This window comes from Chelatococcus albus, assembly GCF_030067675.1.
Classification (GTDB): Bacteria; Pseudomonadota; Alphaproteobacteria; order Rhizobiales; family Beijerinckiaceae; genus Chelatococcus_A; species Chelatococcus_A albus.
In genome coordinates this window covers 184435-207252 of the sequence record NZ_JASJEV010000002.1, presented here as the reverse complement: position 1 = coordinate 207252, position 22818 = coordinate 184435, and the positions used below count along the sequence as shown (strand labels likewise).

The 22818-nt window shown below is 69.7% G+C and carries 24 protein-coding genes; 18 read left to right on the top strand and 6 right to left on the bottom strand.

Annotated features, from left to right (window positions below; genetic code table 11):
* Window positions 1-58: 58 nt before the first annotated feature.
* On the bottom strand, window positions 59-1234 hold the full coding sequence (locus tag QNA08_RS04575; RefSeq protein WP_283739501.1) for a patatin-like phospholipase family protein: 1176 nt from the start codon (window positions 1232-1234) through the stop codon (window positions 59-61).
* Window positions 1235-1429: 195 nt separating this feature from the next.
* On the opposite strand from QNA08_RS04575, the gene QNA08_RS04570 reads away from it, so the two are divergent.
* The 5 genes from QNA08_RS04570 to QNA08_RS04550 all read left to right on the top strand — a co-directional run bounded on the left by QNA08_RS04570 (window position 1430) and on the right by QNA08_RS04550 (window position 5834).
* Entirely contained in the window at window positions 1430-2200 is a 771-nt protein-coding gene (locus QNA08_RS04570; protein ID WP_283739500.1) for an IclR family transcriptional regulator domain-containing protein, read from the top strand.
* A 278-nt stretch (window positions 2201-2478) separates the two neighbouring features.
* Window positions 2479-3405, top strand: coding sequence for a branched-chain amino acid ABC transporter permease (locus tag QNA08_RS04565; protein WP_283739499.1), 927 nt, complete (start codon window positions 2479-2481; stop codon window positions 3403-3405).
* Window positions 3402-4391, top strand: coding sequence for a branched-chain amino acid ABC transporter permease (locus QNA08_RS04560; RefSeq protein ID WP_283739498.1), 990 nt, complete (start codon window positions 3402-3404; stop codon window positions 4389-4391). Before QNA08_RS04565 ends, QNA08_RS04560 begins: the two co-directional genes overlap by 4 nt.
* The gene (locus QNA08_RS04555) at window positions 4384-5136 is read left to right on the top strand and encodes an ABC transporter ATP-binding protein (protein WP_283739497.1); all 753 of its coding nucleotides are present in this window, start codon (window positions 4384-4386) and stop codon (window positions 5134-5136) included. Before QNA08_RS04560 ends, QNA08_RS04555 begins: the two co-directional genes overlap by 8 nt.
* A complete protein-coding gene (locus QNA08_RS04550) occupies window positions 5136-5834 on the top strand; it encodes an ABC transporter ATP-binding protein (protein WP_283739496.1) in 699 nt (232 codons plus the stop codon). Before QNA08_RS04555 ends, QNA08_RS04550 begins: the two co-directional genes overlap by 1 nt.
* Window positions 5835-5856: 22 nt before the next feature.
* Here QNA08_RS04550 and QNA08_RS04545 read toward each other — a convergent pair whose 3' ends face one another.
* A complete protein-coding gene (locus tag QNA08_RS04545) occupies window positions 5857-6129 on the bottom strand; it encodes a DUF2798 domain-containing protein (RefSeq protein ID WP_283739495.1) in 273 nt (90 codons plus the stop codon).
* A gap of 195 nt (window positions 6130-6324) precedes the next feature.
* On the bottom strand, window positions 6325-8676 hold the full coding sequence (locus QNA08_RS04540) for a bifunctional salicylyl-CoA 5-hydroxylase/oxidoreductase (RefSeq protein ID WP_283739494.1): 2352 nt from the start codon (window positions 8674-8676) through the stop codon (window positions 6325-6327).
* A gap of 202 nt (window positions 8677-8878) precedes the next feature.
* Here QNA08_RS04540 and QNA08_RS04535 point away from each other — a divergent pair, with 202 nt between their 5' ends.
* From QNA08_RS04535 to QNA08_RS04505, 7 genes are read left to right on the top strand one after another with little or no spacing between them, the layout of a single operon-like run.
* A complete protein-coding gene (locus QNA08_RS04535; RefSeq protein ID WP_283739493.1) occupies window positions 8879-9637 on the top strand; it encodes an SDR family NAD(P)-dependent oxidoreductase in 759 nt (252 codons plus the stop codon).
* Between the two features lie 2 nt (window positions 9638-9639).
* Entirely contained in the window at window positions 9640-10149 is a 510-nt protein-coding gene (locus QNA08_RS04530; RefSeq protein WP_283739492.1) for a MarR family winged helix-turn-helix transcriptional regulator, read from the top strand.
* A 13-nt stretch (window positions 10150-10162) separates the two neighbouring features.
* Window positions 10163-10999: an enoyl-CoA hydratase family protein gene (locus QNA08_RS04525; RefSeq protein WP_283739491.1), complete on the top strand. Its 837-nt coding sequence runs from the start codon at window positions 10163-10165 to the stop codon at window positions 10997-10999.
* Window positions 11000-11034: 35 nt separating this feature from the next.
* Window positions 11035-12234, top strand: coding sequence for an acyl-CoA dehydrogenase family protein (locus QNA08_RS04520; protein ID WP_283739490.1), 1200 nt, complete (start codon window positions 11035-11037; stop codon window positions 12232-12234).
* 53 nt (window positions 12235-12287) lie between these two features.
* Entirely contained in the window at window positions 12288-13940 is a 1653-nt protein-coding gene (locus QNA08_RS04515; RefSeq protein ID WP_283739489.1) for a benzoate-CoA ligase family protein, read from the top strand.
* Window positions 13941-13951: 11 nt separating this feature from the next.
* Entirely contained in the window at window positions 13952-14404 is a 453-nt protein-coding gene (locus QNA08_RS04510; RefSeq protein WP_283739488.1) for a RidA family protein, read from the top strand.
* Between the two features lie 32 nt (window positions 14405-14436).
* Window positions 14437-14673: an Lrp/AsnC ligand binding domain-containing protein gene (locus tag QNA08_RS04505; RefSeq protein ID WP_283739487.1), complete on the top strand. Its 237-nt coding sequence runs from the start codon at window positions 14437-14439 to the stop codon at window positions 14671-14673.
* A gap of 106 nt (window positions 14674-14779) precedes the next feature.
* Here QNA08_RS04505 and QNA08_RS04500 read toward each other — a convergent pair whose 3' ends face one another.
* The 3 genes from QNA08_RS04500 to QNA08_RS04490 all read right to left on the bottom strand — a co-directional run bounded on the left by QNA08_RS04500 (window position 14780) and on the right by QNA08_RS04490 (window position 16981).
* Window positions 14780-15211, bottom strand: coding sequence for a hypothetical protein (locus QNA08_RS04500; RefSeq protein WP_283739486.1), 432 nt, complete (start codon window positions 15209-15211; stop codon window positions 14780-14782).
* A 185-nt stretch (window positions 15212-15396) separates the two neighbouring features.
* Complete coding sequence (locus QNA08_RS04495) at window positions 15397-16068, bottom strand: GntR family transcriptional regulator (RefSeq protein WP_283739485.1); 672 nt, start codon at window positions 16066-16068, stop codon at window positions 15397-15399.
* A gap of 19 nt (window positions 16069-16087) precedes the next feature.
* Window positions 16088-16981 carry a dihydrodipicolinate synthase family protein gene (locus QNA08_RS04490; protein ID WP_283739484.1) on the bottom strand — a complete coding sequence of 298 codons (894 nt, stop codon included), beginning with the start codon at window positions 16979-16981 and terminating at the stop codon, window positions 16088-16090.
* Window positions 16982-17210: 229 nt separating this feature from the next.
* Here QNA08_RS04490 and QNA08_RS04485 point away from each other — a divergent pair, with 229 nt between their 5' ends.
* Genes QNA08_RS04485 through QNA08_RS04460 form a run of 6 tightly spaced genes read left to right on the top strand, consistent with a single transcriptional unit; the run spans window position 17211 to window position 22708 of the window.
* The gene (locus QNA08_RS04485; RefSeq protein WP_283739483.1) at window positions 17211-18539 is read left to right on the top strand and encodes an ABC transporter substrate-binding protein; all 1329 of its coding nucleotides are present in this window, start codon (window positions 17211-17213) and stop codon (window positions 18537-18539) included.
* A gap of 10 nt (window positions 18540-18549) precedes the next feature.
* Window positions 18550-19494, top strand: coding sequence for a carbohydrate ABC transporter permease (locus QNA08_RS04480; protein WP_283739482.1), 945 nt, complete (start codon window positions 18550-18552; stop codon window positions 19492-19494).
* 13 nt (window positions 19495-19507) lie between these two features.
* Window positions 19508-20332: a carbohydrate ABC transporter permease gene (locus QNA08_RS04475; protein WP_283739481.1), complete on the top strand. Its 825-nt coding sequence runs from the start codon at window positions 19508-19510 to the stop codon at window positions 20330-20332.
* 2 nt (window positions 20333-20334) lie between these two features.
* The gene (locus tag QNA08_RS04470) at window positions 20335-21396 is read left to right on the top strand and encodes an aldo/keto reductase (protein WP_283739480.1); all 1062 of its coding nucleotides are present in this window, start codon (window positions 20335-20337) and stop codon (window positions 21394-21396) included.
* Between the two features lie 11 nt (window positions 21397-21407).
* Window positions 21408-22265, top strand: coding sequence for an amidohydrolase family protein (locus QNA08_RS04465; RefSeq protein ID WP_283739479.1), 858 nt, complete (start codon window positions 21408-21410; stop codon window positions 22263-22265).
* Window positions 22259-22708, top strand: a complete 450-nt coding sequence (locus QNA08_RS04460; protein WP_283739478.1) for an RbsD/FucU family protein — start codon at window positions 22259-22261, stop codon at window positions 22706-22708. The genes QNA08_RS04465 and QNA08_RS04460 overlap by 7 nt, the downstream gene beginning before the upstream one ends.
* Window positions 22709-22818 lie beyond the last annotated feature (110 nt).

Sequence of the window (22818 nt, the reverse complement as noted above, 5' to 3'; positions counted from 1 at the left end):
GGTGCGAGATGCGGGGCACGGGAAGAGCGAGCGGGCCTTTCGGACGGCCCGCCTCTCCTCAGTCCCTGGCGTCCCGGGTGAGGTCGAAGGTGGCGACGCCGTCGAGCGTGCGCGGCCGGTCGAGGATCTCGGGATGGCGCAGGGTGCGCACGGCGTCGTGGTAGCCGGCGCGCCAGTGCTCCTCCATGCTGCGCCGCGAGAACTCGTAGTCCTTCGAGTGGCCCTCGTAGTTCTTCGAGCGGTAGATGAGATGGACGACGTTGTAGACCTTGCGGTCGGCCGCCGGACGCAGGATTTCGGCCTCCTCGCTCGCCGCGAGGTCGGGCGGCAGCTTCCCGAGGAGCTCGGCGAGCGCCGCGCGCAGCCTTTGCAGCCGCTTGAACTGGTCCGTGTTCGCCCGCGTGCGGCTCGAGAACTGGATCTCCTTCTGCCGCACCGCCACCTCGCCCAGGTCCCGCGGAAAGTCACCGACCGCGCTCCACAGGTCGACCTGAAAGGCGAGCGTGTCCTGCCGGGTGCCGCTCGCTTGCACCACCCATTGCAGCGGTGTGTTGGAGAGCAGGCCTCCGTCCCAATAGTGCTCGCCGTCGATCTCGACGGCCGGGAAGCCGGGCGGCAGGGCCCCGCTCGCCATGATGTGCTCGGGCGCGATCTCGTGCGTCTCGGTGTCGAAATAGGTGAAGTTGCCGCTGCGCACATTGACCGCCCCGACGGAGAGCCGCGTCTCGTCGCGGTTGATGCGGTCGAAGTCGACGAGCGCCTCCAGCGTGCTGCGCAGGGAGCGGGTGTCGTAGAAGCTCGTCGCCGCCGGCGAGCCGGGCGGCTCGAACCAGGGCCCCGGCAGGCGCGGCGCGAAGAATCCGGGCACGCCCTCGAAGAGGGCGCGGGCCGCGCTCATCTGGTTGAGGAAGCTGCGGGCCGCATCGCCGCGCATCGCGCCGGGATAGAGGTCCACGGGCGGCAGCGGCACCGGCCGCGCCGTGATGCCCTCCCAGAAGCGGCGCAGCTTGTCCACCCGCTCCCGGGGCGCGTTGCCCGCAATCAGCGCCGCGTTGATGGCGCCGATGGAGATGCCGGCGATCCAGTCGGGATGAAGATCGGCCTCCGCCAGGGCCTCGTAGACCCCCGCCTGGTAGGCGCCGAGCGCGCCCCCGCCCTGCAGCAGAAGGGCGATGCAGTCGAAGGGAGGGCGCGGACGGCTGCGATGCGTTTTGGCGAGACGAGGCGGGGCCATCGGCTGCCCTCCTTGCGGGAAACCGGCTGAGTTGCGGTGGCGATCGCCAGCGCCCGCCATGGTAACGACATACGGGCGGCCCGTCACGCCGAGCCCCGGTATGAACAGAGCTTGACGCCGATCGTGCGAATAGCGCACGACTTGCGCTCCTCTGTTCCATGGGTCGGCTTTCCCGACCCCGCGCAAGGGCCCGCGATGACCAAGACGGACGGCGACCGCGATTTCATGGGCGGGCTCGGCAAAGGGCTCGCCGTCATCGAGTGTTTCGACGGCGATCACGAGCGCCTGTCGATCTCGGAGGTCGCGGCGCAGACGGGCCTCTCGCGCGCTGCCGCGCGCCGCTGCCTCATCACGTTGCAGAAGCTTGGCTACGCCGCCTTCGATGGCAAGTTCTTCACGTTGACGCCGCGCGTCCTGCGTCTGGGCTACGCCTATCTGTCCTCCACGGCCCTGCCGCAGCTCATCCAGCCCTTTCTGGAACGGCTGAGCGAGGAGCTGCACGAGTCCTGCTCGGCCTCGATCCTCGACGGCACCGACATCGTCTATATCGCGCGCTCGGCCACGCGGCGCATCATGTCGGTCGGTCTCAGCGTCGGCACGCGCCTGCCGGCCTATTGCACCTCCATGGGCCGCGTGCTCCTCGCGGCCCTGCCGGCGGAGGAGGCCGAGGCGCGGCTGAAGGCGAGCGACCGGCGGCGCCTGACAGCACGCACCAGGACCGGGCTCGAGGAGCTGATGGAGGAGATCGGCAGGGTGCGCGAGCAGGGCTTCTGCATCAACGATCAGGAGCTCGAGCTCGGCCTCGTCTCCATCGCAGTCCCGGTCGTCAACGGCGCCGGCGTCACAGTCGCCGCACTCAATGTCAGCGCCCAGTCGGCACGCCTCTCCGCCGCCGATCTCGAGGCGCGCTTCCTGCCGAAGCTGCGGCAGACGCAGGAGACCTTACGCCCGCTGATCGAGCGATGAGCGGTGCGGATGCCGGGTCGCCTGCGCGAAACGGATGACGGCCCGGCTTCACAAGCATGATGTTTTAAACTTAAAATATACCCCGCCCGCCACCGCGGGCACCATCAACGAGGGGCAGCAAGCCTCCGGAGGGGACGAAATGGCCATGTTGCCGGCACGGCATGTGCCGCCGCGCTTGCGGCGGGCGCACGATCGGTCGACCCTGCACGGCGGACGCAGGCCGCCCGCAACGCCGTGAACGCGGCGGACGAGCCCTGATCCGGCCGAGACCCCGTGCCATGTCGACCACCCTCTTCATCGTCCAGATCCTCAACGGGCTGCAGCTCGGGATCCTGCTCTTCCTCGTCGCCGCGGGGCTCACCCTCGTGTTCGGCGTGATGGACTTCATCAATCTCGCCCACGGCGTGCAGTACATGCTCGGCGCTTATCTTGCCGTGGCCTTCTTCGGCCTCACCGGCAGCTTCGCCGCCGCCGTCCTGCTGGCCCTGCCGACCGCGCTCCTGCTCGGCCTCCTCCTCGAGGTTCTCGTCTTCCGCCATCTCTACGACCGCGACCACCTCGACCAGGTCCTCGCCACCTTCGGCGTCATCCTCTTCATCAACGAGGCGGTGAAGATCATCTGGGGCGCGGCGCCCCTCAACGTGCCGATCCCGGACGTCCTGTCGGGCTCGCTCCGGCTCATGGACGGCCTCTTCTACCCTGTCTACCGGCTCGCGATCATCGCCGCGGGGCTCGGCGTCGCCGGCCTCCTCGCGTGGCTCGTCAACGGCACGCGCGTCGGCATGCTGGTGCGCGCCGGCGCCACCAACGCGCCCATGGTGTCGGCGCTCGGAGTCGACATCCGCCGCCTGTTCATGGTCGTCTTCGGCTTCGGCGCCATGCTCGCGGGCTTCGCCGGCGTCATGGCCGCGCCCATCCTGTCGGTGGAACCGGGCATGGGCGACACCCTGCTCATCCTCGCCTTCGTCGTCATCGTCATCGGCGGCATCGGCTCGATCCGCGGCGCCTTTCTCGCCGCCCTTCTCGTCGGCCTCGTCGACACGCTCGGCCGCTCCTTCGCCACCGACGTCATGAAGCTTCTCGTCTCGCCCTCGGCGGCCACCAACGTCGGCCCGGCACTCGCCTCGATGCTCATCTACATCCTGATGGCGGGCGTCCTGTTCTTCCGGCCTGCGGGCCTCTTTCCGGCAGGAGGCAAGGCATGAGCGCCGATATCGCACAAGCCGTGCGCACGCCCCTCCGGCGGCCGCTCGACCCGCGCGCCCTCGCCGTCCCGCTCGTCGTCTTCGCGGCGCTCGCGCTCCTGCCGGCCGCGGCTGCATTCGGGGCGACGAGCTACGTCCTGTCGCTCGGCGCCCGCGTGATGATCTTTGCCATCGCGGCGATCTCGCTCGACCTCATCCTGGGTTACGGCGCCATGGTGAGCTTCGGCCACGCCGCCTACCTCGGGATCGGCGCCTATGCCGCCGGCATCCTCATGGCCGAGGGCGTCGACGACGCCCTCCTCGGGGCGGGCGCCGCGATCGCGGCGAGCGGCCTTTTCGCCCTCGTGACCGGCTATGTCTCCATCCGCACGAAGGGCGTGGCCTTTATCATGATCACGCTGGCCTTCGGGCAGATGGCCTATTTCGTCGCCAATTCGCTCTCCGAATATGGCGGCTCCGACGGGCTGACCATGGCCTCGCGCTCCACCCTCCTCGGGCTGAAGCTGCTCAAGAACGACCTCACCTTCTACTACGTCGTCCTCGCCTGCCTTGCCGGCTCCTATCTCCTCTGCCGCGCCGTGGTCGCCGCGCGCTTCGGCCGGGCGCTGCGCGCCATCCGGGAGAACCCCGTGCGCATGGCGGCCGTCGGCTACGACGTCGAGCGCATCCGCCTCGTCGCCTATGTGATTGCCGGCATGATCGCTGGCCTCTCCGGCTTCCTCCTCGCCAACCAGACGGAATTCGTGAGCCCCGCCTACATGGCCTGGCAGCGATCGGGCGAGCTCATCGTCATGGTCATCCTCGGCGGCATGGGCTCGCTCGTCGGCGCCATCCTCGGGGCTGTCGCCTTCCTCATGCTGGAGGAGACGCTGTCGCACCTGATGGAGCACTGGAAGGTGGTCTTCGGGCCCCTGCTCGTGCTCGTCGTGCTCTTCGTGCGCGGCGGGCTGACGGGCCTTCTCGCGGGAGGGAAGCGCCATGGCTGAGCCCATCCTCGGTCTCTCCGGCGTCTCCAAGCGCTTCGGCGCGCTCGTCGTGTCCGACGACGTGTCGCTCACCGTGGCGCCGGGCGAGTTGCACGCCCTCATCGGCCCGAACGGCGCCGGCAAGACGACGCTCATCCACCAGATCGCAGGAAGCCTGGCGAGCGACGCCGGGCGCATCGGCTTCTGCGGCCGCGACATCACCGCCCTGCCCATGCACGAGCGCGCACGCCTCGGCCTCGCCCGCTCCTTCCAGATCACCTCCGTCGTGCCCGGCTTCTCGGCGCTGGAAAACGTGGCGCTCGCCGTGCAGGCGCGCTCGGGCTCGAGCTTCCGCTTCTTCGGCAATGCCGCGCGGGAAGCGGCCCTGAACGCCCAGGCGCTGGAGGCGCTCGAGACGGTGGCCCTCGCGGCGCGGGCGGATGTGCCGGCCGGCCTCCTGTCCCACGGTGAGAAGCGGGCGCTCGAACTCGCCATCGCGCTGGCCATGCGGCCGAAGCTCCTTCTCCTCGACGAGCCCATGGCGGGGACGGGGCGCGAGGAGAGCCTGAAGCTCGTCGCGCTGCTCGCCAGCCTGAAGGGCCGCTACGCCATCCTTCTCGTCGAGCACGACATGCACGCCGTCTTCTCGCTGGCCGACCGCATCTCCGTGCTCATCTACGGCCGCATCGTCGCCTCCGGGGCGCCCGATGCGGTCCGGGCCGATCCGACCGTGCGTGCGGCCTATCTCGGCGAGGAGGCGGCCTGATGCTGCGCGTGGATGCACTCACCGCCGGCTATGGCGAGGCACAGGTCCTTTTCGGCCTGACCTTCGACATCGGCGCCGGGGAGGTGGTGACGCTGATCGGCCGCAACGGCATGGGCAAGACGACGACCGTGCGCGCCCTCATGGGCCTCGTCAGGCCCTGGGGCGGGACGGTCACCTTCGGCGGGCAGAGGCTCGACGGCGCACCGCCGTTCCGTATTGCGCAGGCGGGGCTCGGCCTCGTGCCGGAAGGCCGGCAGGTCTTTCCGACGCTGACGGTGGAGGAAAACCTCGTCGCCACCGCGGCGAGCCGCTTCGGCCCCGCCCGCTGGCCGCTCGCGCGCGTCTACGATCTCTTTCCCCGGCTGAAGGAACGCCGGGGCAATCTCGGCTCGCAGCTCTCCGGCGGCGAGCAGCAGATGCTCGCCATCGGCCGGGCCCTGATGACCAATCCGAAGCTCCTCCTCCTCGACGAGGCGACGGAGGGCCTCGCGCCGCTCGTGCGCGAGGAGATCTGGGCCTGCCTCGCCACCTTGAAGCGTGAGGGCGAGGCGATCCTCGTCATCGACAAGAACGTCGACGCCCTCATGCGCCTCGCTGACCGGCACATCGTGCTGGAGAAGGGTGAGATCGTCTGGCAGGGCACGACGGCCGAACTCGCCGCCGCGCCCTCCGTCAAGGACCGCTACCTGCATCTGTGAGGCACGGTCCATCGGCTGCCGCTCATCGCCCCGGCGGATGGACGATCGCCGCCACGATGCGGCGCACGAGGGGCAACACGAGAAGCAGCGTCGGGAAGGCGATGAGCCAGGAGAGGGCCCAGGCGCCCATCCACCGAGAGACGATGCCGTCGACGAGGCCGACACTCTTCGCGGTGGAGATGCCCGACACGATGAACGTCATGAAGATGGAAAGGACGAACGGCATCACGATGCCGTTATAGCGGGCGGGAAGCTTGCGGCGCGGCGGGCGCGCCGCCTCATCCGGGTAAGACATTCGGTATCGTCCGTCTGCGTTGCGAGCCGTGCGCCGGCCGCCCCGGGTCGACCGAAACGGCGGACCCACGGCTCGAGCCTTTCGGCGCGGGTCCAAAGACGCGTTGACTCACGTAAACGCTTACGGCGGCGCATCGCGGCGCGGCAGCTGCCTCTTACGGCAGCCGGCGCGTGCCGGCAAGACGGTTCGCACATGCTACTCCGCGGCGGACTTCAGGAGCGCCTGCGGCCCGCGCTGGTGCGTCTTCGGCCGCGCCTTCAGCTTCAGTTCCGTCAGTTCCTGCCGGTCGCGCACGGTATTGCGGAAGATCTGCTCCTTGCCGGCGAGATACTGCGGCGGGCAGTGGACGTCGGCGACACCATACCAGGCGGCGGCGCGCATGGTGAAGAAGGGATCGACGAGATGCGGCCGCGCCAGGGCCACGAGGTCGGCGCGGCCGGCGGCGATGATCGTGTTCACCTGATCGGCGGTCGTGATATTGCCGACGCACATGGTGGCGAGACCCGCCTCGTTGCGGATCTGGTCGGAGAAGGGCGTCTGGAACATGCGCCCGTAGACGGGCGCCGAATCGTGCACCGTCTGGCCGGTGGAGACATCGATGAGGTCGGCACCCGCCTCGGCGAAGGCGCGCGCGACGGCCACCGATTCCTCGCCCGAGAGGCCGCCCTCCTTCCAGTCGGTCGCCGAGATGCGCACCGACATCGGCTTGTGGTCGGGCCAGGCCGCCCGCATGGCGCGGAACACCTCGAGCGGGAAGCGCAGACGGTTCGCGAGCGGGCCGCCGTACGCGTCGTCGCGGATGTTCGTCAGCGGCGAGATGAAGCTCGCGAGCAGGTAGCCATGGGCGCAGTGCAGCTCGACCATGTCGAAGCCTGCCCGCAGGCCACGCTGCGTCGCGGCGACGAAGTCGTCGCGCACCTTGTCCATGTCGGCGCGCGTCATGGCGCGCGGCACCCGGCTGTGGGGGAAATAGGGCAGGGGCGACGCAGACAGGATCGGCCATCCGCCGTCCTCCAGCGGCTCGTCGATGCCCTCCCACATGAGCTTCGTTCCACCCTTGCGACCCGCATGGCCGAGCTGCAGACAGATCTTCGCGCGGGAATGGGCGTGCACGTAGTCGACGATCCGCCTCCACGCCGCCTCCTGGGCATCGTTGTAGAGCCCGGCGCAGCCGCGCGTGATCAGCCCCTCCTCCGACACGTCCGTCATCTCGGTGAAGATGAGCCCCGCCCCGCCCACGGCGCGGCTGCCGAGATGCACGAGGTGCCAGTCGTTGGGCACGCCGTCCTCGGCCGAGTACTGGCACATGGGCGAGACGACGACCCGGTTGTCCATCACCATGTCGCGCAGCTTGAAGGGCTGGAACATGGGCGGGCGCGGCCGGGCGATGTCAACGGGCAGCCCGAGGCACCGCGCCTGGCCGGCGACCATGCGGTCGACCTTCCCGACGAACTGCGGCGCACGGAGCGCGAGATTGTCGTAGGTGATCGCCTTCGAGCGCGTCATCAGGCCGAAGGCGAACTGCGTCGGCTCCATGTGCCAGAAGCGGTCGAGATGCTCGAACCACACGAGCGACACGTCGGCCGCGTGCTGCGTCTTCTCCACTTCCTCGCGCCGCCCGGTCTCGAAGGCCGCAAGCGCTTGCGCCACGCTCGTCGGATGGGCGCGGAAGGCCTCGAACAGGGCAATGGCGTCCTCCATGGCGAGCTTGGTGCCCGAGCCGATGGAGAAATGGGCAGTGGCCTTGGCGTCACCGAGGAGGACGATGTTGCCCTTCACCCAGCGCTCGCAGCGGATCATCGGGAAATTGCGCCAGATCGAGCGGTTGGTGACGAGGCGGTGGCCTTGCAGCTCCTCGGCGAAGACGCCTTCGAGAAAGCGGGCCGACTCCTCCTCGCCCATGGTGCCGAGACCGGCGCGGTCGAAGGTACCGGGATCGGTCTCCAGCACCCATGTCGAGCGCCCGGGCTCGTACTGGTAGCAGTGGGCGATGAAGATGCCCGCCTCCGTCTCGCGGAAGAAGAAGTTGAAGGCGTCGAGGGGCCGGGTCGAACCCATCCAGGAGAACTTGTTGGGCCTCAGGTCGACCTGCGGCCGGAAATGATCCGCGAAGGTGTCTCGGATGCGGCTGTTGATGCCGTCGGCAGCGACGATGAGATCGGCGCCCCCGAGCGCGGCGACGTCCACGATCTCGCGCCCGAAGACGAGCTCGACGCCGAGGGAGCGTGCCCGCTCGTGCAGGAGCTGCAGGAGCGTGGTGCGCGAGCAGCCGCAGAAGCCGTTGCCGCTGACCCGGTGCACCGTGCCCTTGAAGTGGATCTCGATGTCGTCCCAATAGGCGAAATGGTCGGTGATCGCCGTGTAGCTGTCACGGTCGTAGCGCTCGAAATTGTCGAGCGTCTGGTCGGAGAAGACCACGCCGAAGCCGAAGGTGTCGTCCGGGCGGTTGCGCTCGTAGACGGTGATGGCATGGCCGGGAAAGGCCCGCTTCATCAGGATCGCGAAATAGAGCCCGGCCGGCCCGCCGCCGACGATCACGATGTTCATGAGCGCCCTCCCTGAAATCGGGGCTTGCGTTCTCCCCGCCATGAGATATTTTAAGCTTAAAATATCGACCCGCAAGAGCCGTCAGAAGCTCGAATGGTCGAGGGATCGAGGGAACGTCCGGGCAGGGCGCCGCGCCGCAACGGCCGCGGCGCCCTGCCGCCGACCTTCCGAGCGGCAATCGAACGGGTGGAGCGTGGATTCCATGTCGCTGTCCGGACGTCATGCGCTGGTGACGGGAGGCGGGCGCGGCATCGGTGCGGCCATCGCCGCGGCGCTGACGGCGGCGGGCGCCGAGGTTTCCATCCTTGGTCGCACGGAAGAGACGCTGCGCAACGCCGTCGCGCTCGGCTTCGCCGTCCGCTACGAGGTGGCGGACGTGACGGATGCCGCCATGCTCGCCGAGAGCGTGGCGGCGCTTGCGGATATCGGTGGCCCCGTCGACATCCTGGTCAACAACGCCGGCGGTGCCGAGACCGCCCCCTTCGACAGGTCCGACGCCGCGCTCTTCGCGCGCATGCTCGCGCTCAACCTGACGAGCGCCGTGGAAACGACGCGCCTCGTCCTGCCCGCCATGCGCGAGCGCGGCTTCGGCCGCATCGTCAACATCGCTTCCACCGCCGGCCTCAAGGGCTACGCCTATTGCACGGCCTATGCCGCGGCCAAGCACGCCCTCGTCGGCTTCACGCGCGCGCTCGCCGTCGAGGCGGCGAAGACGGGCGTCACCGTCAACGCGCTCTGCCCCGGCTTCACCGACACCGATCTTGTGCGCACGAGCGTCGCCAAGGTCGCCGCCAGGACCGGCCGCGGCGAGGCGGAGGTGGTGGCGAACTACGTCGCCGGGAATCCGCAGGGGCGCCTCGTGCGCCCGGAGGAGGTGGCGGCCGCCGCCCTGTGGCTCTGCGGGGACAACGCCGCCGCCGTCACCGGCCAGGCCATCGCCGTCGACGGCGGGGAGACTTGACCATGGACGATGCTCCCGCCCTGCCCCTGGACGCCGAGACCATGGCCCACGAGGCCGAGAACGGCCACAAGGCGGAGCTGCGCCTGTGGCTGCGCCTGCTCACGCTCTCGAACCTGATCGAGGCCGAGATCCGCCGGCGCCTGCGCGAGCGTTTCGACGTGACGCTGCCGCGCTTCGATCTCATGGCCCAGCTCGAGCGGGCCGAGGAGGGCATGACCCTCTCCGAGGTGTCGCGCCGCATGATGGTATCGAACGGCAATGTCACCGGCCTCGTCGAGACGCTGGTCGCCTCCGGCCATCTCGAACGTCATCAGTCCCCGAAGGACCGCCGCTCGCAGGTGATCCGCCTGACCGCGCTCGGCCGCCGCGACTTCGCCCGCATGGCTGCCGAGCACCAGGAGTGGATTGCCAGCTTCTTCGCCGATCTCGATGAGGGCGAGATCGAGCGCCTCATGACCCTGCTCGGCCGGGCGAAGGCCTCGGTGCGGCGGGCGAAGGGCGACACCGTCTGACCGGAGCGCGTGAATGACCGTTGCCGCCAATGCCGTGACCCTGCCGCTCGGCGGCTACCGGCCGAAGCATTTCCTCCTGTCGGTCGTGGACAGGGTGGCGACGATCACGCTCAACCGGCCGGAGAGGAAGAACCCCCTGACCTTCGACAGCTACGCCGAGCTCGTCGACCTCTTCCGCGCCGCGGCCAAGGACGACAGCGTGAAGGCCTTCGTCGTCACCGGCGCGGGCGGCAACTTCTCCTCCGGCGGCGACGTGCACGAGATCATCGGTCCCCTCGTCGAGCGCGACATGCCGGGGCTTCTCGCCTTCACACGCATGACGGGCGAGCTGGTCAAGGCCATGCGCGCCTGTCCGCAGCCCATCGTCGCGGCGATCGACGGCGTCTGCGCCGGGGCCGGTGCCATCATGGCCATGGCCTCCGACCTGCGCCTCGGCACGGCGCGCACGAAGATCGCCTTCCTCTTCAATCGCGTCGGCCTTGCCGGCTGCGACATGGGCGCCTGCGCCATGCTGCCGCGCATCGTCGGCCAGGGCCGCGCCGCCGAACTCCTCTACCTCGGCCGCACCCTGCCGGGCGAGGAGGCGCTCGCCTGGGGCTTCCTCAACCGCCTCGTCGAGCCGGACGCAGTGCTTGCGGCGGCGCAGGACCTCGCGCGCGAAATCGCCGGGGGACCGACCTTCGCTCATGCCATGACGAAGCGCATGCTGGAGATGGAATGGGCGATGAGCGTCGAGGCCGCCGTCGAGGCCGAGGCCGTGGCCCAGGCCGTGTGCATGCAGACCAAGGACTTCGCCCGCGCCTATCAGGCCTTCGCGGCGAAACGGCAGCCGGTGTTCGGGGGCGACTGAGATGCGCGGCGCGACACCACGCGGGGAGGCGCCCCATGCCTGATACCTCGTTCCTCGGCTGGCCCTTCTTCGAGGACGCCCATCGCCGCTTCCGCGCCCGCATCTCCGCCTTCGCGGCCGCCGAGGTGCCGGGCCTCGTCGAGCACCACGACGTCGATGCCTCCTGCCAGGCGCTCGTCCGGGCGCTCGGCGAGGCGGGCTTCCTCAAGCACGCCGTCGTGGCCCCTTACGGCGGCGCGCGCGAGCAGCTCGACGTGCGAACCCTCTGCCTCGCGCGTGAGACGCTTGCCTATGCGAGCGGCCTCGCCGACTTCGCCTTCGCCATGCAGGGCCTCGGCACGGGGCCCCTGTCGCTCTTCGGCAGCGAGGAGCAGAAGCGCCGTTGGCTGCCGGGGGTGGCGGCAGGCGAACGCATCGCAGCCTTCGCCCTCTCCGAGCCCGAGGCCGGCTCCGACCCCGCGGCCATGACGACGACCGCGACCCCGGACGGGGCCCATCATGTGCGCCTCGACGGCGTGAAGACCTGGATCTCCAACGGCGGCATCGCCGACCACTATGTCGTCTTCGCGCGCAGCGGCGAGGGGCCGGGGGCGAAGGGCCTGTCGGCGTTCCTGGTCGAGGCGGATGCGCGCGGCCTCGCCATTGCCGAGCGCATCGCGACCATCGCCCCCCATCCGCTCGCGACGCTCCGCTTCGACGCCTGCCGCGTGCCGCTCGCCAACCGTATCGGCGCCGGCGGCGACGGCTTCAGGATCGCCATGGCGACGCTCGACGTCTTCCGCTCCACCGTCGGGGCCGCGGCTCTCGGCCTCGCCCGCCGCGCCTTCGACGAGGCGCTGGCGCGCGCCTCGTCGCGCAAGATGTTCGGCGGCCTGCTCGCGGACCTGCAGATGACCCAGGGAGCGCTCGCCGACATGGCGGCCGACATCGACGCCGCGGCCCTCCTCGTCTACCGCGCCGCCTGGACGAAGGATCAGGGGGCGCCGCGCGTGACGCGCGAGGCGGCGCTCGCCAAGCTCGTCGCCACCGAGAGCGCGCAGAGGGTGATCGACCGTGCCGTCCAGATGCACGGCGGCCTCGGCGTCACCGCCGGCGTCAAGGTGGAGGAGCTCTATCGCGAAATCCGGGCGCTGCGCATCTACGAGGGCGCGAGCGAGGTGCAGAAGGTCGTCATCGCCAAGAGCGCGCTCGCCGACTTCGCCGCGCAGCAGGGCCGGGCCGCCGCGGCTGGCTGAGCGGCCCGCGGCCGGCACCGACCGCCCGAACGAGACAAGGACCGGAGGCAGGGATGGCAGCCTACACCGCTCATGTCGACACCTTCGCCAGGGATCACCTGCCGCCGAGGGACGAGTGGCCGGACTTCCTCTTCACGAGGCCCGAGCTCGTCTATCCGGAGCGGCTCAACTGCGTGAGCGAGCTCCTCGACAAGTGGATCGCCGCCGGCGAGGGCGACCGCCCGGCCGTCGGCTCGCCGACGGAGCGCTGGAGCTATGCCGAGCTCGCCGACAAGGTGAACCGCATCGCCAACGTCCTGGTGCGCGATTTCGGCCTCGTCCCCGGCAACCGGGTGCTGCTGCGCGCCCCGAACAATCCCCTCCTCGTCGCCTGCTACCTCGCGGTGCTCAAGGCCGGCGGCGTCGTGGTCGCCACCATGCCGCTGCTGCGCGCCAAGGAACTCGGCTACATGGTGCGCAAGGCCGAGATCCGCCTCGCCCTGTGCGACCACCGGCTCCTCGACGAGCTCGTGAAGACGAAGGAGGAGATCGGCATCCTGGGAACGATCGTGCCCGTGGGCTCCGGCCGGACGGACGACCTCCTCGCGCTGATGCGCACCGCCTCGCCCCATTTCACCGCCTGCCCGACGGCGGCGGACGACGTCTGCCTCATCGGCTTCACCTCGGGCACGACGGGCGAGCCCAAGGGCACCATGCACTTCCACCGCGACATGCTGGCGATCTGCGACGCCTACGGGCGCAACGTGCTGAGCCCGAACCGGGACGACGTCTTCACCGGCTCGCCGCCGCTCGCCTTCACCTTCGGCCTCGGCGGCCTGGTTCTCTTTCCCATGCGCGTCGGTGCCTCGTCCATCCTTCTCGAGCGGGCGGGCCCGGACGAACTCGTCGATGTCTTCCGCCGCTGCCGGCCGACCGTGTGCTTCACCGCGCCGACCGCCTACCGCGCGCTTCTCGCCCGGCTGCAGCCGGGCGACACCGCGACGCTGCGTATCTGTGTCTCGGCCGGCGAAGCCCTGCCCAAGGCGACCTGGGAGGCCTGGAAGGAGGCAACCGGCCTGCCCCTCCTCGACGGCATCGGCGCGACCGAGATGCTGCACATCTTCATCAGCGCGCCTGTCGAGAAGATCCGCCCCGGCGCGACCGGCCTGCCCGTGCCCGGCTACGAGGCCAAGATCGTCGACGACCTCGGCCGCGACCTGCCGCCCGGCTCCGTCGGCCGGCTCGCCGTGCGCGGCCCGACCGGCTGCCGCTACCTCGCCGACGAGCGCCAGCGCCGCTACGTGCAGAACGGCTGGAACATCACCGGCGACACCTATCTGCAGGACGCCGACGGCTATTTCTGGTACCAGGCGCGCTCGGACGACATGATCGTCTCCGCCGGCTACAACATCGCCGGCCCCGAAGTGGAAGCGGCTCTCCTCACCCACCCGGCCGTGCAGGAATGCGGCGTCGTCGGCGCCCCCGACGAGGAGCGCGGCCAGATCGTCAAGGCCTATGTCGTGCTCAAGCCCGGCCACGCGGCCGATGCGGCGATGGTCAAGGCCCTGCAGGACCACGTGAAGGCGGAGATCGCCCCTTACAAATATCCGCGCGTCGTCGCCTTCGTCGACGCGCTGCCCCGCACCGAGACGGGAAAGCTGCAGCGCTTCGTGCTGCGCCGGATCGCCGCCGAGGGCGACGGCTCGCCGACCGCCCTCGCCTCGTGAGGAGACCATTGATGCTCGAACGCACCGCCAGGGCCGAGGCCGACGCCGCGGCCCGCGCGCCGCGATCCCCGCACGCGACGCTCCTGCCGCCGGGCTGGCCCCAGCCGAGGGGCTACGCCAACGGCATGGCCGCCAAGGGGCGCTTCGTCCTGACCGGCGGCCAGGTGGGCTGGGACCGCGAGGGCCGGTTCCCGGCCGACTTCGTCGCCCAGGTCCGCCAGACGCTCGAGAACATCCGCGCCGTGCTGGCGGCCGGCGGCGCCGGGCCCGAACATCTCGTGCGCCTGACCTGGTACGTCTGCGACATGGACGCCTACCGGGCGAGCCTGCGCGCCATCGGAGAGGTCTATCGCGCCGTGATCGGCCGGCATTTCCCGGCCATGGCGGTGGTCGAGGTGTCGCGCCTCGTCGAGCCCGACGCCCTCGTCGAGATCGAGGCGACAGCCGTCGTGCCGGACGAGTAGAGTGGGCGAAGCGATTCGCCTCGGAGCCCCCGATGCAGACCTTCTTCGTCCAGATCAAGTGCAAGCTCGGCAAGACCTACGACGTGGCGACCGAGCTCGCCGACCGCGAGATCGCCTCCGAGATCTATTCGACCGCCGGCGACTTCGACATCCTGGTGAAGTTCCACGTCGACAGCGACGTGGACATCGGCCACTTCGTTGCCGAGAAGGTGCAGACGATCCCCGAGATCGCCGACACCCGCACCATCATCACCTTCAAGGCCTTCTGACCGGCCCGGCTCCTGACCGGGCGCCGCTCACGTCGCAGCCCGGGCACCGTTGGCAAGCCGGCGCCCGATCCTCGCACGCCGCGGTCCCGGATCGCGGCTGGCGCGATCAGGCGGCGAGAGCGACGCGGGGCGGGCGCGGCGTCCCGAGGCGGCCGCCGATCTCGCCGGCGAGCTGCATGCGCGTGCGCGGGGAACGGCGGTTGCGCATGGCGATGACGGTGGTCAGCTCGTCCATCACCGCCTGCCCCAGACGCTCGAGCCGTGCCGTGCCGATCGAAGCCCGGCCACACAGGTCGAGGAAGCGGTCGAGGACCGCGCGCTGGTCCTCGACGGGCACGTCGAGAAGCGCCATGACGACGATGGCGCCGTGCAGCCGCGTCAGCCGTTCCGCCGTTTCGGTATCCGCCGGCAGCCAGGTGTAGTAGGCGGACCGGAGCACGTCGTAGACGAGAGGCACGGCCCAAACGTAGGGATGGTCGGCGTCTCGCGCGGAGACGTCGCTTCGGGCTGCCCGAACTTCCAGCACCGTGTCGACCATGGCGGGACCCCTTCTGTCCGCAAGCCAGATCAGCTTGGAAGTTTATGGTTAACGCTAGGTTAACTGCCTGATTCGCAGCGTCTTCGCCAGTATCGGCGACACATTGCATTGCGGCCCGCCTGCATGCCGGCGTCGGTGTCCTCTGCGTCGGGCGGACGGGGACAGGGCGGACCGGGCCGCCCTCGCTACCGCAGCCCCATGGCGCGGTTGCGGGCATTCGTGATGTGGGCGGCGAGCGCCTCCGCCGCCTTGGCGGGATCGCGCGTCTCCATGGCGGCGATGATGCCGAGATGCTCGCGCATGACCGACGCGACGAGGCCGCTGATGCGCGTCAGCTCCTGGCGGATGAGCCGGATCTTGATGGAATTGACGCGATAGGCCTTGGCGATGATCACGTTGCCGAGCGCGTCGATGATCGTGTCATGCAGGTTCCAGTCCACGGCCTGGGCATCGGCAATGAGCTCGGGGGTCTCGCCCTCCCTCTCGACGCGGGCGAGGATCTCCTCGTGGGCCGCGCGCAGCTCCGCGATGTCCTCGTCCGACGCCGTCTGCACGAAGAGCATCACCGCCTCCTTCTCGAGGAAGAGGCGGAACTGATAGGCGTCGCGGATCAGGTTGACGTCGATGTGCGCGATCTGCATGCCGCGCTGCGGCACGGTCTTGATGAGGCCCTCGGCCTCGAGCCGCGGCACCAGCTCGCGGATGGCGCCGAGCGGCAGGCCGGTGAGCTCGACAAGCTCGCGCTGCGAGACGAACTGACCCGGCCGCACGTCGTGGGCGAGGAGATGGCGCGTGAAGCTGTCATAGGCTCTCTCGCGCAGCTTGAGAGGCACTCTCTCGTCGCTCTGCCTCTCCACCGCTCGCCCTCCCCTCGCTTCAGGCCGCCTCCGCCGCGAAGATCGTGTCATAGAACGATCCGAGGCGCCGTGCATCCGCCGCGCTCAACGAGATGAGCGGCGGGCGCACCGCCAGCCAGGCGTCATCGCCGGTGCGGTGGGCGACGAGCGCCTTCACCGCCGGAATGACCGGATGTTTCAACAGCTCGTCGACCAGTCGTTCGACGCGCCGGTCGCCGCGCCCCTCCCGCACCATCGGCACGAGCGTCTCGGGGCAGACGTTGGCGAGGCCCGAGATCGCCCCCTGCGCGCCGCGCCTCACCCCCTCCGCCAGGTGGCGCTCGTCGCCGATCATGACGGCGAGGTCGCCGTGCCCGGCCAGGAGACGCTCGGTGTAGGGCCAGTCGCCGGAGGAATCCTTCACGCCGGCGATCACCTCGGGAAAGGCCGTCCGCAGCCGCCCCACGAGCTCAAGCGACAGCGGCACCTGCGTGACGGATGGGATGTTGTAGAGGATGACGCCGCGGGCCGCGCCGCCGAGCGCCTCGAAGAGACGCGCGAACCAAGCGAAGAGGCCTGCATCGCCCACTCCCTTGAAGTAGAAGGGCGGCGGCAGGAGCAGCGCCCGGCAACCGAAGTCGAGCGCCATGAGCGCCTGGCCGGCCGCCTCCGTCACGGCGGACGCCGCAATCCCGCCGACGACGTCGCCCCCCGCGATGCGGGCGGCGGCGAAGGCGGCGAAGACGCGCTCGCGCTCGGCGAGCCCGACCGACGCCCCCTCTCCCGTCGTGCCGAAGGCGGTGACGCTGTCGCAGCCGTGGTCGAGGCACCAGCGGGCGTGCGCCGCAAGCCGTGCGTGATCGATCTCATCTGCCGGGCCGACGGGCAGCGTCAGCGCCGCCGACAGCCCGAAGCGTTCTTCCACCTTGCGCATGCGCCATCCCACAACCGATCTACGACTGACATGTTAGCGCGCGCATAATGGGCTTGCAAGAGCCGGGGCACTGTTGAAGAATGCCCACAAGCGCCGTGCCAAGCGGCCGCTCAGCGCTCTCCGATCCAGCTCGGTCGGAAAAATGCGTCCAACGCTTTAGAGATTGAGCATGTTCCTCGCCGGGTTGGCATCACCTCGGCGGACAATGCTCAGGGGGAGGAAGCTGCACATGTTCGACAGTGGACTGACCCGGCGCTCGTTGCTCACGGGGACGCTCGCCGCCGGCTCGCTAGGCCTCGCCGGCATTCCGCTGGCGCGCGCCGAGCCTCAGTGGAAGAAATTCTCCGGCTCGACGCTTGAGGTGAACCTCATCAAGAGCCCGCGCGGCGACATCCTGCAGAAGTACGAGAAGGAGTTCACCGAGCTCACGGGCATCAAGGTCGCCTCCGAGCAGATCCCCGAGCAGCAGCAGCGCCAGAAGGCCGTCATCGAGCTTACGTCCGGCAAACCGAGCTTCGACGTGGTGCACCTGAGCTACCACGTGCAGAAGCGGCAGTTCGAGAAGGCGAAGTGGCTGGCCGACTTCTCGGCCTTCCTGAAGGACGCCAGCCTGACCGAGGCGACGCTCACCGAAAGCGACTTCTCCTCCGCCGGCCTCCTCTATGCCAGGAACCAGCAGGGCGAGATGCGCTCCCTGCCCTTCTCGGTCGACTACTGGATCGTCTACTGGAACAAGGAGCTCTTCGCGAAGAAGGGCCTGCAGTATCCCGAGACCTTCGACGACATGGTGCGCGCGGCCGAAGCCCTCACCGATCCGAAGGAAGGCATCTATGGCTTCGTGGCCCGCGGGCTGCGCAACGCCAATGTGCCGGTGTGGACGAGCTTCCTCCTCGGCCACGGCGTCGATCCGGTCGATGCCAGCGGCAATCTCCTCACGGACGGGCCGGAGGCCATCGAGGCGGCGAAGCTCTACCAGCGCCTCCTCACCAAGGCCGCCCCTCCGGGGGTCGCCGGCTTCAACTGGTCGGAATGCCAGTCGGCCTTCCTGCAGGGCAAGATCGGCATGTGGCTCGACGGCGTCGGTTTCGCGCCGCCCCTCGAGGACCCGACGAAGTCGCGCGTCGTCGGCAAGGTGGGTTACGGCGTCATGCCGCGCGGTCCCAAGACCCGCGCCTCCGCCACCTTCGGCGACGGCATCGGCGTCACCGAGGCGAGCCAGAAGAAGGAAGCCGGCTATCTCTACTGCCAGTGGGCCATCTCGAAGCTCATGGGCGGGCGGCTCCTGCAGACCGGCTCCGGCGTGCCCTTCCGCCACTCCGTGCTCAACGACGCCGAGATCCGCCAGGGCGTGAAAATGCCGGCGGCCTGGGTCGATGCGGTCGCGGAATCGGCCAAGATCAGCCGCCTCGGCCTGCCGGTGGTCATCCCGGTCACCGAGTTCCGTGACATCATCGGCACGGGCCTCACCGCGACGCTCTCGGGTGGCGACCCAGCCGCCGAGATGAGGAAGGCGACCGAGCAGTTCAAGCCGGTGCTGGAGCGCAGCGAGCGCGCATGAGCCATCGGTGATGAGCGACCTCGTCATGGAGAAGGCGGCCGGCGAGGCGCGACCGGCCGCCGAACAGCCGACCGCCGGCCGCCGCATGGCCGCCTACTGGCCCTTCGTCCTGCCGGCGGTCATCGTCGTCGGGTCGGTGATCGTCTTCCCCTGGGTCTTCACCATCTGGATGAGCCTGCACGAATGGAAGATCGGCGGCGCGTCGAGCTTCGTCGGGCTCGCCAACTACCTGCGCCTGACCACCGATCCGCGCTTCGGCGAGGCGGTCGTGCACACCCTCGTCTACACGGTGCTCGCGGTCATCCTGCCGCTCGTCCTCGGCACGCTCGCCGCCCTCGTCTTCCACGCCCGCTTTCCGGCCCGCGGCTTCCTGCGCGGCCTCTTCGTCATGCCGATGATGGCGACGCCCGTGGCCATCGCATTGGTGTGGACCATGATGTTCCACCCCGAGCTCGGCGTGCTCAACTATCTCCTGTCGCTCGTCGGCATCCCGCCTCAGCTCTGGGTCTTCCACCCGGTGACGGTCATTCCCTCGCTCGTCCTCGTCGAGACGTGGCAGTGGACGCCGCTCGTCATGCTGATCCTGCTCGGCGGGCTCGCGGCCATCCCCACGGAGCCCTACGAGAGCGCCCTCATCGACGGCGCCGGGCGCTGGCAGATGTTCCGCTACATCACCCTGCCGATGCTCGCGCCCTTCCTCATGGTGGCGGCCATCATCCGCACCATCGACGCCTTGAAGAGCTTCGACATCATCTACGCCATCACGCAAGGAGGGCCGGGCACGGCCTCGGAGACCATCAACCTCTATCTCTACAGCGTCGCCTTCGCCTACTACGACGTCGGCTACGGCTCGGCCATCGCCGTCGTGTTCTTCACCCTCGTCGTGGGCCTGTCCGTGCTGCTGCTCTACCTGCGCCAGCGCACGAAATGGACGGAAGCGGGAGCGGCGATATGACGGTGCTGTTCCGATGATGCTTCGCACCCTGCTGCAACGTGCCGGCCTTGCCTTCGCGGTCCTGGTGCTCGTCTCACCGGCCGTGCTCTTCTTCGTCTGGATGCTGTCGCTGTCGCTGAAATACGAGGTCGACAACGCCGCCTATCCGCCGATCCTCATTCCCGAGACCTTTGCCTGGAAGAACTACCTCGACGTTCTCGAATCGAACCGCTTCCCGCAGTTCTTCCTCAACAGCATCGTGGTCACGGGCGCGGCCACCCTCCTCGGCCTCCTCGTGGGCGTGCCGGCCGGCTACGGCATCGCCCGCATGAAGGCGACGAAATCGGCGATCGTCGTGCTCATCGCGCGCATGACGCCGGGCCTGTCCTACCTCATCCCCCTCTTCCTTCTGTTCCAGTGGCTCGGCCTCATGGGCACGCTCTGGCCGCAGATCATCATCCATCTCGTCATCACCGTACCGATCGTGATCTGGATCATGATCGGCTATTTCGAGACCACGCCCTTGGAGCTGGAGGAGGCAGCGGTGATCGACGGCGCCACGCGCTGGCAGGTGTTCCGCCACGTAGCCCTGCCCATCGCCAAGCCGGGGGTGACGGTCGCCTTCATCCTCGCCGTCATCTTCTCCTGGAACAACTTCGTCTTCGGCATCGTTCTCGCCGGGCGCGAGACGCGCACGCTGCCCGTCGCCGTCTACAACATGATCTCCTTCGAGCAGCTGAGCTGGGGGCCGCTCGCCGCGGCCGCCCTCATCGTCACCCTGCCGGTGCTGCTGCTCACCGTCTTCGCCCAGCGCCAGATCGTCGCCGGCCTGACCGCCGGAGCCGTCAAGGGAGGTTGAGCATGTCCCTTGCGAGCCCCGCCTCCGACAGCGCGCGGCTGCCCACCCGCCCGCTGGGGCGCACGGGCCTGCCCGTCACCGTCGTCGGCTTCGGCGCCGCGCCCTTGGGCGACCTCTACACGAAGCTCGACGACGCCACGGCCGTGGCGACCGTCGAGGCTGCAGTGGCGGCGGGCATCACCCTCGTCGACACCTCGCCCCACTACGGCAACGGCCTCGCCGAACATCGCTGCGGCACCGCGCTGCGCCGCTTCGCACGCGACAGTTTCGTCCTGTCGACGAAGGTCGGGCGCTGGATGGACCCGCGCGGCGCGGGCGGCTCGGCCGTGGGCGAGGGCGTCGCGGCGCCAGGCTTCGCCGGCGGGCTGCCGCACAGGTCGGTGATCGACTATTCCTACGACGGCGCGCTGCGCTCCTTCGAGCAGTCGCTCATCCGCCTCGGCACGGACCGCATCGACATCCTGCTCATCCACGACGTCGACGTGTGGACGCATGGGCCGGACGCCATCGAGGCGCGATTCCGCGAAGCGATGGAGGGGGCCTACCGCGCCCTCGATCGCCTGCGCGCGGAAGGCGCGGTGAAGGCGATCGGCATCGGCGTCAACGAGACCGAGATGTGCCTGCGCTTCGCCGGGGCCGGCGACTTCGACGTGATGCTGCTCGCCGGGCGCTATTCGCTGCTCGAGCAGGAGGCGCTCGGCCGCTTCCTGCCGCTGGCGCAGGAGAAGGGCATCGGCATCCTGCTCGGCGGCGTGTTCAACTCCGGCATTCTCGCGACCGGCGCGGTGCCCGGCGCGCGCTACAACTATGCGGAGGCGCCGCCCGCGATCCTCGAGCGGGTGCGGCGCATCGAGGCCGTCTGCCGCGCCCACGGCGTCGCGCTGCCGCAGGCCGCCCTGCACTTTCCCCTGGGCCATCCGGCAGTCGCCTCCGTCGTCCTCGGCGCCGTCACGCCGCAGGAGGTCGCGCGCAACGTCGCGACCCTCGCGATCCCCGTGCCGGCAGGGTTGTGGCGCGACCTGAAGGCCGAGGGGCTGATCGCCCCCGACGTGCCGACGCCCTGAGCGCCGCCGCCGTGACCCCTCCCGTGCTGGTCGACGCGCACCAGCATTTCTGGCGCCTCGCGCGCGGCGACTACGGCTGGCTCACGCCCGATCTCGCGGCGCTCTACCGCGACTTCGGCGCGGACGACCTCGCGCCCCTCCTCGACCGCCACGGCATCGCGCGCACCATCCTCGTACAGGCAGCGCCGACGGTGGCCGAGACCCGCTTTCTTCTGGACGAGGCGGCACGGACGCGCTTCGTCGCCGGCGTCGTCGGCTGGGCCGACTTCGCCGCGCCTGACGCGGCCGACGTGATCGCCGGACTCGCCGCCGATCCGCTTCTCGTCGGTCTGCGCCCGATGGTGCAGGACATCGCCGACGACGACTGGCTCCTGCGGCCGGACCTCGCGCCGGCGCTCGACGCCTGCGTCGCCCACGGCCTCGTTTTCGACGCGCTCGTCCTGCCGCGGCATCTGCCGCGCCTTCTCGTCTTCCTCGCGCGGCATCCGGAACTCACGGTCGTCCTCGACCACGGCGCCAAGCCCACCATCCGCGACGGGCGCCTCGACCCCTGGCGCGCCGACATGGCGGCGGTGGCGGCGCGGCCGAACACCTGGTGCAAGCTCTCCGGCCTCGCCACGGAAGCAGGGCCGGACTGGACGGTCGCGGCCCTGCGCCCCTATGTCGACCATCTCCTCGCCGTCTTCGGGCCCGAACGCCTGCTCTGGGGCAGCGACTGGCCGGTGGTGAACCTCGCCGGCGGCTACGACCGCTGGCGCGAGGCAGCGCTCGCCCTCGTCGCCCCGCTCGGTGCGAGCGAGCGCGCTGCGATCCTCGGTGGCAACGCCGCGCGGGTCTATCTGCACAGCCGTGGACGCCTCACATGCTGAAGGACATCGATCCCGTTCTGACGCCCGACCTCCTGTGGCTCCTTGCCGCCATGGGTCACGGCGACGACCTCGCACTGGTCGACGCCAACTTCCCGGCCGAGGCGATCGCCGCCGCCACGAGTTCGGGCCGCCTCGTGCGCCTGCCCGGCCTCACCGTCGCCCGCGTCGCGCGCGCCGTGCTCTCGCTCATGCCCATCGACGATTTCGTGCGCGATCCGGTGCGCCGCATGGAGGTCGTGGACAACCCCGCCGCCGTGTCGCCGATCCAGGAGGAGGTGCAGGCGGAGATCGACCGCGCCGCCGGGCGGCCGCTCCCCCTCGTCGGCATCGAGCGCTATGCCTTCTATGCCGCTGCGAGACAGGCCTTCGCCGTGGTCCAGGTGGGCGACCGGCGCCCCTACGGCTGTTTTCTCCTGCGCAACGGCGTCATCCTCGCGGCGTGACGCCGCGGCCTGCGGCAAGGGGCTCGCCGTCGCGCCGCCGACCCAATATAAAACGATTGAAAAGAGATGATCGACAAGAGCGCCGGGTCGCGAAGGCGCCGTCCAACGGA